The 12673-nt window shown below is 38.6% G+C and carries 10 protein-coding genes; 2 read left to right on the top strand and 8 right to left on the bottom strand.

Annotated features, from left to right (window positions below):
- Positions 1 to 461 precede the first annotated feature (461 nt).
- Both NCCP28_RS21160 and NCCP28_RS21155 read left to right on the top strand, forming a co-directional pair.
- Complete coding sequence (locus tag NCCP28_RS21160; protein WP_248563207.1) at positions 462 to 1160, top strand: polyphosphate polymerase domain-containing protein; 699 nt, start codon at positions 462 to 464, stop codon at positions 1158 to 1160.
- 29 nt (positions 1161 to 1189) lie between these two features.
- Positions 1190 to 1873 carry a DUF4956 domain-containing protein gene (locus NCCP28_RS21155; protein WP_248563206.1) on the top strand — a complete coding sequence of 228 codons (684 nt, stop codon included), beginning with the start codon at positions 1190 to 1192 and terminating at the stop codon, positions 1871 to 1873.
- 84 nt (positions 1874 to 1957) lie between these two features.
- On the opposite strand, the gene NCCP28_RS21150 is transcribed toward NCCP28_RS21155, so the two are convergent.
- The 8 genes from NCCP28_RS21150 to NCCP28_RS21115 form a co-directional block, all read right to left on the bottom strand.
- Positions 1958 to 2725, bottom strand: a complete 768-nt coding sequence (locus NCCP28_RS21150) for a tyrosine-protein phosphatase (protein ID WP_248563205.1) — start codon at positions 2723 to 2725, stop codon at positions 1958 to 1960.
- A gap of 549 nt (positions 2726 to 3274) precedes the next feature.
- Positions 3275 to 3757, bottom strand: coding sequence for a hypothetical protein (locus tag NCCP28_RS21145; protein ID WP_248563204.1), 483 nt, complete (start codon positions 3755 to 3757; stop codon positions 3275 to 3277).
- 73 nt (positions 3758 to 3830) lie between these two features.
- Complete coding sequence (locus NCCP28_RS21140) at positions 3831 to 4265, bottom strand: VOC family protein (RefSeq protein WP_248563203.1); 435 nt, start codon at positions 4263 to 4265, stop codon at positions 3831 to 3833.
- Between the two features lie 24 nt (positions 4266 to 4289).
- Complete coding sequence (locus tag NCCP28_RS21135) at positions 4290 to 5699, bottom strand: VWA domain-containing protein (RefSeq protein WP_248563202.1); 1410 nt, start codon at positions 5697 to 5699, stop codon at positions 4290 to 4292.
- A gap of 161 nt (positions 5700 to 5860) precedes the next feature.
- Positions 5861 to 6304, bottom strand: a complete 444-nt coding sequence (locus NCCP28_RS21130; RefSeq protein ID WP_248563201.1) for an NUDIX hydrolase — start codon at positions 6302 to 6304, stop codon at positions 5861 to 5863.
- 258 nt (positions 6305 to 6562) lie between these two features.
- Positions 6563 to 7522: a mannose-6-phosphate isomerase, class I gene (gene manA / locus NCCP28_RS21125; RefSeq protein WP_248563200.1), complete on the bottom strand. Its 960-nt coding sequence runs from the start codon at positions 7520 to 7522 to the stop codon at positions 6563 to 6565.
- Between the two features lie 305 nt (positions 7523 to 7827).
- Positions 7828 to 9771, bottom strand: coding sequence for a PTS fructose transporter subunit IIABC (locus tag NCCP28_RS21120; protein WP_248563199.1), 1944 nt, complete (start codon positions 9769 to 9771; stop codon positions 7828 to 7830).
- Positions 9772 to 9987: 216 nt separating this feature from the next.
- Positions 9988 to 11922 carry a BglG family transcription antiterminator gene (locus NCCP28_RS21115; protein WP_248563198.1) on the bottom strand — a complete coding sequence of 645 codons (1935 nt, stop codon included), beginning with the start codon at positions 11920 to 11922 and terminating at the stop codon, positions 9988 to 9990.
- Between the last annotated feature and the right edge of the window lie 751 nt (positions 11923 to 12673).

The raw sequence follows: 12673 nt of genomic DNA, 5'->3' as shown, positions 1-12673 counted from the left end.
AAACCTTAACAAATCCTTTAAAAATGAAAGAAGCTCTGAAATCCATTTTTTTCTTGGTTCTTTTCTCAAAGATTGTTGTTTTACTTACGGATGAAGCCCGTTGATTTCCGCTACAGACACTTGCTTTCCGCGGGGAGGGAAAGAGCTCCTCGGCTTCGCCTGTGGGGTCTCCCACTTCCCTCACTTCCCGCAGGAGTCAAGTTTCCTCCGCTCCAATCAACTCAGGGTGTTAAGCTTCGTTTCCTATCAAAAAGCAACAAACTTTACGAAAACAGCCTTTTTCTTTCATCTATCTTCCCTTAGCTTATGCAACCATCTAGTTATCTTTTCTTTAGAGATTAGCAAGCTGATTGTAAATCATCCATTTACGCAAAATTAATATTTTCTTAAAAATCTTAAGGATAGATTAAGGTTTGTAAAGAATAATGTGTTTAGCAAGTGAAGGGAAAGGAGTACTGCAAATGGAAGCAAAAACGCTAAATGGCTTAAAAGGACGGACAGAGCTAAAGCATGAATTAAATAGAATAGATTGTTATCTATTGCGAAATAAATTAAAGCATGTAATGGAAATTGATCCCCATGCTTCTAAAGATGGCAAATATCTGATCAGAAGTGTTTACTTTGATAATTTTGATAACAAAGCCCTCACCCAAAAAAAGGAAGGCTTGCTTAGCAGGGATAAGTTTCGTGTGCGATTATACGACTATAATACGAATCTGCTTAATCTAGAGAAAAAGAGCAAACGGAATAATCTCACATACAAAGATAAATGCAGGATCACTTCAGAAGAATATGAAAAAATTCGTTTTGGCGATATCGACTGGATGAAAGATGATTCTAGAGAACTAATAAAAGAATTATATATCCACATGAATTTATATCAGTTAAAACCTCTAACAGTAGTTGATTATGAACGAGAGGTTTTTATCTACCGGCCTGGAAATGTCAGAGTCACATTTGACAGCTCGATTAAAACAAGCTTTCGCAATAATGATGTATTAAACAAAGATTTGCCAATGGTAGAAACAAATCCAGCTATCACGGTTCTGGAGGTAAAATATGATGAATATCTGCCAGAAGTGATCAGAAATCTGCTGCAAATCAGCGACAGAAGAAAAGGAACGTACTCGAAATATCAAATCAGCAGAATGTACGGATAAGTTAGGACAAATAGTAGGAGGAACATAATATGAGTAATATTAGCTTTGAAGATATATTTAAATCAAGCATTTTAGAAAAGACCAGCAGTTTTTCCATCGTGGATTCACTAATAGGATTACTAGTAGCCTTTGGGGTTGGATTGTTTATTTACTATGTATACAAAAAAACTTTTTCAGGAGTTATTTATTCTAATACATTTAATATCTCCCTGATTATTATTTCTATGGCAACTGCATTAATTATCATTGGAATATCTTCCAATGTCTTATTGTCACTAGGGATGGTAGGGGCATTATCGATTGTCCGTTTTAGAACGCCAATTAAGGATCCAATGGATTTAGTTTATCTTTTCTGGGCAATTGTATCAGGTATTCTTTGTGGAGCAGGCTTCATTATCCTTGTTATTTTAGGAGCTATTCTCATTGGATTAGTACTTATTCTATTTACAAATAGAATTAAAGTGGAAAACCCATATTTATTAGTGGTTAAATACTCCAGTGAAGAATTGGAAGATGCACTAGCAAAGACTATCTCAGAATCGACGAAGAAATTCTCTGTTAAGTCAAAATCCATTATGCCTGGCAATGATTATGAAGTAACATATGAAATTCGAGTAAAGGATAATGATTCTAGCTTTATCAATACCATTTCCAAATTAAATGGTGTACAATCTGCCATTATGTTAAGCTATGACGGTAATTTTACTGCCTAATATTAAGGCGATCTTAGGAGCACAAAATCTTCTAAGATCGCCTTTTTACTGCCTTTTAAGAAAAAAAAGCCTCCAGGAATATCATTAAAATATCCCTAGAAACTTCTTTTTCTTTCTAATCGGCTGCGGCATTTCTTTATAAATATTTTTATCTTCTATAAGCAGCTCGGCGTTTTCTGTAAATAAGTAGACATAATCGGAACCAAACTTCGCTTCGATTTCATCAAATGCCTGGTTCATTTTAAACGTGCGGGTTGAAGTGTTATGGGCATCTGATGCGATGAAATGAGTCAGGTTTGCTTCGATCAGCTGTTCGGAAAATTGTTTTACCTTTTTGCCAAAATAGCCAGAGACGCTTGCTCCTGTCACTTGTGTCAGTGCTCCGTTTTGGACTAGCTTGTACATTAATTCCGGTTTCTCTTGCAGTTCTTTATTTCGTTCTGGATGAACGATAATTGGGATAATGCCCTGTGTTTGGATATCGTATAATAATCTTTCTGCATATCTTGGCACAGAAGAGGATGGGAATTCAATAAACAAGTATTTCGTATGGTTTAGTGTCAGTATTTCCCCTTTTTCATAGTCCTCCAGCACTTCTCCAAAAATGCGCACTTCTTGTCCTGGCAGGATATTAATCGGCATGTTTTGTTGGACAAGCATTTTATTTAAATCTTCCACATATTGCAGAATCTCTTCTTTTTTGTTGATGAATTGATTGTTTCTGTGATGGGGTGTCGCGATAATTGTTTTAATGCCTTCTTCGGCTGCAACTTTCGCCATCTCTAAGCTATCCTCTATGGTTTTTGCTCCGTCATCAATACCGGGCAATATATGACAATGAATATCTATCATCGGCTCATCTCCCCCTTTTTATTTATTAGTCTATTATACTATCTATCTTAAGAAAAAAAATTGCTGTTTATTTTTAGAAGTTTGATTTTGTATGAGTTTGGGATTTTTTTGCTGCATCACTACTGTATCAATTTTTTTTATTTATTTAAAGTGGTTTCTAATGGATGGAAGAAATTCCTTAAGAGCGGCTTTGGGAGAGGGAGTTTTTGTATAGGCTATTTGCGTAAACTTCGTTGCTTTTAAAGGAGTAGGTTGGTTTCCGTTTCAGGATGCTCGCTTTCCGTGGGGCGGTCGGTGAGCCTCCTCGTCGCACAGCGACTGTGGGGTCTCACCTGTCCCGCTAATCCCACAGGAGTCTCGCACCTTCCACTCCAATCAACCTGTTTTAACCATGGATTTACTCATGGAAATTATTCAAAAGAAAATAATCTTTTAGAAAGTAGCCCTTACATAAAGTGAAACTTCAATCAGTGGGGGTTTTACTGCCCGTTAATGCCGGATAAAGCAAAAGAGGCTGTAATGCATCAGCCTCTTTTAAACACTTTTTTACTATAAATGATTATTCTGATATGCCGAAACAATGGATTGGGCTTGGTGATATTCTTGTTGTGCTGTTTGAACATCTTGCTGTTCTTGCTTTAGTTTTTGCTGTGCTTGTTTCACTTGCTGCTGGGCTTGGTATAAATGCTGATTTTCTGTCTGCACAAGCTGCTGAGCTTGCAGGAGTTGTTGGTTTTCTAGCTGCAGCTGGTCATATGCCCTTTGCACATCTTGCTGCAGCTTTTGCAATTGCTGTAATTCTTGAAGATCGGAAGTTTGAATGCTTTGCAGCTGCTGCTGTGCTTGTTGGACCGCTTGCTGTGCCTGCTGCATTGCTTGGTTTGCTTGCTGCATTTGCTGCTGGTTTGATGCTGCTTGCCCTGTTGCCTGTTGTCCTTGCTGCTGGCTTAATGCCTGCTGGACCGCTTGTTGGACTTGCTGTACAGATTGAGTAGCTTGCGGTAATTGCGACGGTTGATTTTGCTGTGCCATAAAACAAAAGCCTCCAATAATTATGATATATTGTTTCAAATAACTATAATTATTGTGTGCTTAATGGCTTTCTTTATTCGATAGATTCCCTTGAATTTAGAGAAGCTTCTTCTCTTTGCTTGCTGCAATTAAGCTCCCAAGTCACTCCATATTTATCGACTACCACTGCATATCGGGAATTCCAAAAGGTATCCTGCAGCTTCATTTTGATATGGCCATCTTCTGCCAGCTTTTGATACAAGCTATTTAGTTCTTCGTCTGTTTCAGCATCCATCATCAGCCATATATTATCGCCCTTTTTGGTTTCTCCAAATACATCGGCAAAATAAAGAATGCATGCTTCGTTTATATGAAGCTCAGCATGAATATATTTGCCCTCATGCCCTTTGAACATTTCCATTCCATCCGCAAGCTGAGCATTTTTAATTTCTCCACCAAAAGTTTGCTGATAATATTCTATTGCTTCCTTACAATTTTCCAGGTAAATATGGGGTAAAATTCGTTTCATGTTTTATTTAACCTACTTTTCTTTTTAGCTTTCATTTACATTCGCATCATATATCTTCTCTACTTCTTCCAAATGCTCCTTTAAATTATCCTCTCTTTGATTTAATAATTCTTTTTGCAATGCGGTGATTTGTTTGATTTGATTGGTATAAAATGCGTCTATTTTTTTCACTAGCACTTTATATTGCTCATACGTTATTTGCTTTTTATTGGTTAATGACTGCAGCGATTTTTGTATAATCAGCTGTTCTTGGCGGCTTTGTCTTGTCCATCTGTTGCTGAATTGGTAAATATCGATAAGCTGGCTGTAATTTTGGGACAATGCATCCAAATGTTGCGAGTTTTTCCATGCAAGCCACTTTAAGGAGCTGCCGACCGTTTTGTTGAATTCTCCTTTTAACTGCTCTTGATTTTGGACATTGGCATATGTGCCCCCGGCAGCTTCGGCCACTGCCTGGAGCTGGGCCTGCCCTTCATTGTCCACATCAAAGCCAATAATATTCACAATTGGAGAAAGTTCGGACGTTTTTATTTCCTTTGCAGCGGCAACCGGATCTTTCCCGCATGTTTCTATGCCATCACTGACAAGGTAAATAATATTTTGATTATCGTCTCCTGCATATTTGCTTAAGTCCTTTTTTGCTTCCAATAAGGAATCCGCTACCGGCGTCCATCCTGCCGGCTGAAACTTATTGAGAGAAGCATTGAGCTTTCCTTCATCATAAGACTGGATATCATATACTAGCTCATTTGCTTGACAGGACATTTTTTTATCTGCATCAGACCCTGTTCCTTTATGTCCATATACTCTTAGTGCGATATTCGACTCCTTTGGCAAAGAGGAAGCAAACTCCTTAATCGCCTCTTTTGCCAGCTCCATTCTTGTTTTAGAACCGATTGTATTTGCCATGCTTCCACTTGAGTCAAGAATGATTTCCACATTAAATGTATCCGTTTTCTGTTCTTTTGGCAAAGCATCAGAATCTGGGGAACTGGCAATCGATAAGAAATCAATTATTACTTTAGGATCTTCATACTCTTTTTTGTATAAGGAATAGACAAAATAAAGCAGTTCATTTAGTTCGTCTTCGCTTGCATTCTCTGAATAAACAGGAATAGCTCTTAACGTATTTTGAACGGCCTCATCGGCGAAAGATGTTTCTTCTCCTGCCAATGCTCCAACAGGATAATGAACCATTTCCTCCAATGTTTGCGGAAGTGCTTGCTTATTGCTGCTGAATGGTATTTGAGGTTGTTGGTTTGGTTCGGTGGTCGATTCTATCTGTTTTTCTTCTGCTGCTGTCTCTTCTTGCTCTGCTGCTTCTGATGTGCTCTTTTCATCTGTATTCGCTGTACTTGGCTCCTGGGAACTGCAGCTCGCTAAAACAATGGCTGCAGCTGCAAAGCATAGCCACTTTGCTGCAATTATCTTCATAGTTAGCCTCCTAAATAATAGATCCATTCTTTTTATTTTAAGGGCAATCAGCATGTCCAGTAAATGCATATGTAAAATATAGGATTCATTACCCATTTTTTAGATAGGAAATCTATTTTAGGAAAAAAACTCAAATTTTATTAGTTTATGTAAGGAGCATTTCATTGATAATACCTCTTCAAAAGCATCTTTGTTGTCTTCGTTATATTATCTGGAAGATTATTTTGAGGAAAATACTGAAACGTGCTGATTTCTTTATGATCCACTTTGATAGCTTCTCCTACTATTCTCACTTCAAATAAAGCAATAATGCTGTATACTTGATCTCCATTCGGATATTTGTGGTAAAACTCTTTTCCTGAGAAAATGCCATACAACTTTAACGAAGAATCAGCCACATGAAGTTCTTCTCTTATTTCTCTCAGTATCGTTTCTTCAAAGGTTTCTCCTAATTCCATATATCCGCCGCATAGTCCCCAATTGTTTGTATCCTTGCGAAAAACGAATAATAGCTCGTCTTTTTTATTTTTTATGATTGCTGCAGCTGAATTTAAGATTAGCGGCCTGCTTCCAGTAAGGCCTCTTATTTCTTCAATATAGCCCATTGTCTACCCCTCTTTTATCCGTTATTTATATATACACTTATCATTTCCTCTGCTGCTTGCTCGTATCCTTATCTTCTAAATCAGCCGCTTGCTTAATATTGCGCCATTTAGTTCCCCTGTTATTTTTCTACTCTGCCTTGTTTCTCTTAAGCATAAAACGAAACTTCAATCAGTGGGGGTTTTACTGCCCATTAATGCCGGATAAAAAAAGGACAGCTCTTATGCCTTTAAAGCATACATAAGAGCTGTCCTTTCCAATTACGCATGGGAAACAATAAATTCAGCTTGTCCTTCTAGCACATATTCCTGTACTCCAGAAGGCAATAGAAAATGGCTGCCCTTCTCCAATGAAAATGAATTGCCTTCGATTGTAATCGCTGCTTTTCCTTGAATCACACTTACTTGCAAAAAGTCTTGTGTCAATTTAAGAGATGCTTTTCCATTCAACTGCCAATGATAAACAGTGAAATACTGCTCCTCGACCAGTTTCTTTTCCGCTAAATCTCCAATTGTCGTTTCTTTCGATTCTGTTTTAGCATCCTGATGGGGAACAGTTGTGACTTGTTTGGCACGTTCCAAATGCAATTCGCGCTTATTTCCAGCTCCATCTGTCCGGTCATAATCATAAACACGATAGGTAATATCAGAACTTTGCTGGGTTTCCAAAATCATGATTCCTTTGCCAATCGCATGAATGGTTCCGCTTGGCACATAAACGAAATCTCCTGCCTTCACTTTTACATGTTTAAGCAGCTGATCCCATTGTCCCTCGTCCATCATTTGCGCTAATTCTTCTTGTGATAAAGCATGGTGGCCAAGCACAAGTTCTGCGTCCTCTTCTGCGCTCAGCACATACCAGCATTCTGTTTTCCCATAAGGGACTTTTTCCACTTCACGAGCAAATTGATCATTTGGATGCACTTGAACAGAAAGATTATCAGCGGCATCAAGGATTTTCACAAGCAATGGATATTCTTCTTGATTGTCAGGAAGCTTATTGAAAAGTTCTCCATGTTCATTCCAAACATCAGCTAACGATTTTCCTGCAAGTGGTCCATTGGCTATGATGCTTGGACCATGAGGATGAGCAGAAATCACCCATGCTTCTCCTGTTTCTTCACTTGGAATATTATAGCTAAATTCTGTTTTTAGTTTTTTCCCGCCCCATATTCTTTCTTGAAAGACAGGCTGCAAAAAGATCGGTTCGTTTTTATACATAATAGCCTCCTATATATGATAGAAAAGAAAGCAAGTTCCTGCTTTCTTCAAGCTGTTGACAAACGCCCGCTTTTTTTGTTGCTCGCCTTGTTCGGATGCTCATTACCTGCTTTGGTAACTCCGCTCCTCTCTAGGCTTCACGCCTCAAAAGACAGACGTTTTCAATCAGCCTGAAAGTGTACGTTTTTGACTTTATCTACACTCTGAAGAAAGCAAGTTTTTGCTTTCTTTCTAAAATTATTTTATAGAATAGAAATGGTGCTCTCGTTTCCTTTTAAAACAAAAGAACCATCCCTTCTCCTCTATCACTGAATAGTATCAAGCAGCTTAAATGCTTCTTCTTTCGTCTGAACTTGCAATAGCTTTTCTCTAAAGCTGTCGTCCATTAGTTTTCGCGACAGCATTTGCAGAATCTTTAGATGAGCATCGCCAGCGGCTTTTTCAGGTACAGCGATCATAAAGATTAATTTCGCATCAGAACCATCCAGGCTGTTCCAATCTACGCCGCTTCGTTTAATGCCAAAAGCTACAGCTGGCCGTTTCACTGCACTTGATTTTCCATGAGGAATGGCAATATTCATCCCCAGTCCAGTAGAACTTTCCCCTTCTCGGTTTAATAGGGCTTGCTTGTAATCCTTTTTGGAGTTTAAAATGCCTTCTCTATCCAGCTTGGCAATCAATTCATCCATTACATCATCTCGAGTATTTCCCGTTAAATCTGTGTTAATCAATTCAATATTCGTAATATCTGTTAATTTTTTAATTTCAGCATTGTCAGCAATTGCTGTCTTTTCTTCACTTTCAAGTATACTAGCAGCCGTTCCAGCTCCAACAGTCGCTGCATCCATACTTTGAGTTCCCTGCACATTTCTCTTTAATGCTGTTACCATAACAGCAGTCACAATGACACCAACAATAACAGCTACAAAAAACATTATAACATGATCAACGGCACCTAATACAGCTACAATTGGACCGCCATGGGCCACTCTGTTGCCTACGCTGGTAATCATCGCAATAACAGAACCTACTACTGAACCTACGACAATGCTTGGAATAACACGAAGGGGATCTTGAGCTGCGAATGGAATGGCCCCTTCTGTAATGCCGAATAACCCCATGGTGAAAGAAGCTTTTCCTGCATCTCTTTCCATTTGTGTAAATTTGCGTTTATTGATAAAAGTAGCAAGTCCAAGTCCGATTGGCGGAATGCAGATTGCAACTGCAATTGGTCCCATAATTTCATAGTTTCCTTCGCCAATCATCGCAGAACCAAATAAGAATGCAACTTTATTGAATGGTCCACCCATATCAACTGCAATCATTGCGCCAAGAATGATTGCCAAAACAATGGAACTTCCCCCCTGCATGCCAGCAAGCCATGTTGTTAAAGCTTCAAACACACTTGCAACTGGATTTCCAATAACATAAATAAATAATAGTCCAACAATTACACTTGATAAGATTGGAATAAAAATAATCGGCATAACAGGAAGAACAGCTTTTGGAACTTTAATTTTCTTAATGCCAAGTGCTACATAACCTGCCAGAAATCCTGCAATAATCCCGCCGATAAATCCAGCACCGGCTTCACTTCCATAAAAACTGCCGTTGGCTGCAATATAACCGCCGATCATCCCTGGAACCAGTCCTGGCCGGTCCGCAATGCTTACTGCAATAAACCCTGCCAATATTGGCACCATAAACATAAAGGAAGCAGCGCCAAGGCTTTCAATCTGTTTCCAAATGGAGCCGTCTGGAATCTTTATTCCCCCAGGAGTCTGCACACCGCCTAATGTTAATGCAATCGCAATTAATAATCCTCCTACTACAATGAAAGGAACCATATAAGATACACCGTTCATTAAATGTTTATAGATTGGATTTTCTTTAGACTTTTTTTGTTTGGTTCCAGCATCTAAAGCTGCCTCTGATTTATAGATCGGAGCGTCGCCATTTTGAATTCGCTTAATTAATTCTTCTGGTTTTCTGATTCCATCTTGTACACCGGTTACAATTAATCGTTTGCCAGCGAAACGATCCTTTGAAACTTCTTTATCTGCAGCAATAATAATGCCATCTGCTTCTGCAATTTCTTGATCCGTCAACTCATTTTCTACCCCAATAGAACCTTGTGTTTCTACCTTTATATCAACACCTAGCGCCTTTCCTGCTTTTTGCAGATTTTCAGCTGCCATATACGTATGGGCAATGCCGACAGGACAAGCTGTAACAGCTAGTATTTTCATTGTTTTTCCTCCTTAAAGCTATTAAGTAACCGCTTACCTATATAATACCTCCTGTCCTTTCTGTTAATTTTTTTTATTTTTACCGTAAGCTGCGGTAAAAATAATTTAATAACGAAAATTCCCTCTCTATAAAGTAAAACTTCAATTCAGTGGGGGTCAAAAGCCCGTTATTGCCGGATAAAACTAAAAAGGGTGGAAAACTGCCCACCCTTTTTTTCATTCTGATTCTTTTTCTTCCAGCAATTGCAGAAACTCCTTTTGATCTCGAGCTTGAACCAACTTATGCACGATTGCCGGCGACTCGCTTAGTGAAGCAATCTTCCCAATAATTCCTCGAATCTCTTTATGGTCTTCCTTGGAAATAGCAAGCAAAAAGACTACTGAAACTTGTTCATTTCCCCAATCAAGGGGTTTTCTTAAGATTGCCGCTGCAATGGCAGATCGTTTAATTAAGGAAGGATTGCCATGAGGGATGGCGATTGCCCCGCCGATTGCAGTCGCAGACATCCTCTCCCGGCTCACTGCACTATGGATAAACTCTTTTTCTGCATACCCTCTTTTAAATAGAGAATCAGCAAGCATTTCCACCACTTCATAACGATGTTCATAATCCACGTCCATAAATAGAAGCTCCTCGGATAAAATGGAGGTAATGCCCGCTGATTGTCTATCATGAGTTCCTTTTCGTTTCAGCTTATCGACAAACTGATTTAACTGCTTCTGATCTTCTTGCCCAAAAAGCGGGGAGATCACAAGATGCTCGACAGCGCTTTTTTCAAGAGGCATAGTTGAAATAATAAAATCAACTGGAGAACGTTGTATATAAGCTAAAACCTCCGCCTTTCCAATGCAGGCCACAATCTCAATCCCCTGATACTGCTGTTCAATTTTCGCCTCCAATAAATAGGACATGCCCATTCCCAAATGGCAAACAATTAGCGCCTTCTTCCTGATATCCTTTTTGCTTTCCATCCGTTCAATCGAAGCCTGAAAATGAAGAGTAAGGTAAGCGGCTTCATCCTCTGGAATGTCTAAATGATAACTTTGCTTAATCTCCTCAAGGGTTAAAATCACCATATTGAACATATACGGATACATCTTTTTAATATGGTACAGCAGCGGGTTAATAATTGGAAATCCATACCTTATTCGATTGATGACAGAATGCATATGTACAAAAAGACCACTAGTCAACGTGGAATCATTCATAAAATCAACCAATGTCAGTTTGCTCATTTTATCCATAAATGTCAGCACCACTTGTACTGTTTCCTCATCATGCTGGGTGACCTGGCCCGCTTCCTCTCCTATTCTTTTGCTGCTGATTAAGTGCCAGGTAAAATAAATCTGCTCCTCCTCTGAAAAGGCAACCCGAAAGACGGGCTCGAGCTGTTCAAAGAACCACTTGGCATATTGATATTCCTTTCGTTCATAAATTCTTTCCTTTTCAGCTTCTTGTATAAAAACCGGAGAACGCTGCCGAGTTCGCTTGAGCATAATCAACGCATGAACCTGAAGACCTTCTAGAGCCTCCTCTGTGAAAGGAATGGAGAATTTATTTCGCATATCTATTAGAGCTTTTTTTATCATGCTGATTTCATAAGGCAAAAATAGATTGAGCACATCATTCTTTTCCACTGGATTCGATGGAGTAAATTCTGACAAACGCGCCAATGCATTGCGCTTTTGCAGCTCAGAACCTTGAATAGCATGGCCTAATCTCTGTTTGGAAACAAGTTCAAGATCAAATCGCTGCAGCCAGATAGTAATCGCTTCCAAATCTTTTTTTATGGCAGCCTTGGGCAAATAATAATGCTCGGCTAAAGACTGCAGCGTAATGGCCTTTTGGCTCGTCAATAGCTCATAGGCAATTTCAAATAGCCGTTCCTTCCCTTTTTTTGGTTCATTCGAAAACAAGTTCTGAAAAATATTTGCCCGATCTTCCTCAGAGATCTCTGCCAATATTCCAAATCCAGGCCGGCGGCTCAATTTCACATTAGGATAATCTTGCAAAAATTCTTCCAGCCGGTCTAGATCATTGCGAACCGTCTTCTCTGCACACTCAAGCTCCTCCGCCAAATCCTTAATCTGCAGTGCTCCTTCCTTATGGAGAAGCAGTATTCTCAACAAATCTTTTTGTCTATTATTCATTCTTACACCTGCTTTTATAACTTGTAAAATGGGAATTTTCCCAGATTTAGATGATCACGCGCTTAACTTGCAAAAACAAGACATAAAGTGAAACTTCAATCAGCGGGGGTTTTACTGCCCGTTATGGCGTGATAAACCTCATTCTTCTGCTGAAAATTAAATGTAAACGTATATCCAAGCTTCCCTTAGCAATACGGCAGTCCATTATTTTTTTGCATTTTCCCTTAAAAACTTTAGTTCTTTCAGGATTCCCGATGACTATTACCAGTAAATCTTTCATGCTTAAAATGTATATCTTTATTATTTTATCAATTATTGCCAAACAAAAAAACTTTTTATGATAATTAACTGTTTGGAAGTCAAAACACCTTTTTTAGTTGGATGTTTTCGTAAACTTTATTGCTATTCACTAAGTATCGAAGAAGGCAAATTTCCGTGGGGCGGGCGGGTGATCCCACAGAAGTCTCGCACCTTTCGCTCCAATCTACCTAACTATTTTTGTTTACAACACCTATTTAAAAACAACAATCTTTCAGAAAAGAGCCTTTTAGTTTATCTTTATTTTACAAATGCTTGTATATATCTCTATTAAGAGGCAGAATCATTGCCTTTCAAGAATATAAGAAGGATAGAGTTATATTTTCTATTTTATTAGAAGCTAGCAGCTGAAAATAGAAAATTCATAGAAACCAAAGCAAATAAGATGACTTTTTATTCAATATGTTCATAATAGAAGTAGGTCTTTTTACAC

Origin of the sequence: Niallia sp. NCCP-28 (assembly GCF_023168165.1) — a bacterium.
GTDB lineage: Bacteria > Bacillota > Bacilli > Bacillales > Cytobacillaceae > Niallia.
This window is presented reverse-complemented; position numbering and strand designations above follow the sequence as displayed.

What these genes read in the sequence shown, in the direction of transcription:
- NCCP28_RS21130 (WP_248563201.1), bottom strand. Translation starts at nt 6,304, where the DNA reads ATGGGCTATATTGAAGAAATAAGAGGCCTTACTGGAAGCAGGCCGCTA.
- NCCP28_RS21145 (WP_248563204.1), bottom strand. Translation starts at nt 3,757, where the DNA reads ATGGCACAGCAAAATCAACCGTCGCAATTACCGCAAGCTACTCAATCT.
- NCCP28_RS21160 (WP_248563207.1), top strand. Translation starts at nt 462, where the DNA reads ATGGAAGCAAAAACGCTAAATGGCTTAAAAGGACGGACAGAGCTAAAG.
- NCCP28_RS21120 (WP_248563199.1), bottom strand. Translation starts at nt 9,771, where the DNA reads ATGAAAATACTAGCTGTTACAGCTTGTCCTGTCGGCATTGCCCATACG.
- NCCP28_RS21115 (WP_248563198.1), bottom strand. Translation starts at nt 11,922, where the DNA reads ATGAATAATAGACAAAAAGATTTGTTGAGAATACTGCTTCTCCATAAG.
- manA (WP_248563200.1), bottom strand. Translation starts at nt 7,522, where the DNA reads ATGTATAAAAACGAACCGATCTTTTTGCAGCCTGTCTTTCAAGAAAGA.
- NCCP28_RS21140 (WP_248563203.1), bottom strand. Translation starts at nt 4,265, where the DNA reads ATGAAACGAATTTTACCCCATATTTACCTGGAAAATTGTAAGGAAGCA.
- NCCP28_RS21155 (WP_248563206.1), top strand. Translation starts at nt 1,190, where the DNA reads ATGAGTAATATTAGCTTTGAAGATATATTTAAATCAAGCATTTTAGAA.
- NCCP28_RS21150 (WP_248563205.1), bottom strand. Translation starts at nt 2,725, where the DNA reads ATGATAGATATTCATTGTCATATATTGCCCGGTATTGATGACGGAGCA.
- NCCP28_RS21135 (WP_248563202.1), bottom strand. Translation starts at nt 5,699, where the DNA reads ATGAAGATAATTGCAGCAAAGTGGCTATGCTTTGCAGCTGCAGCCATT.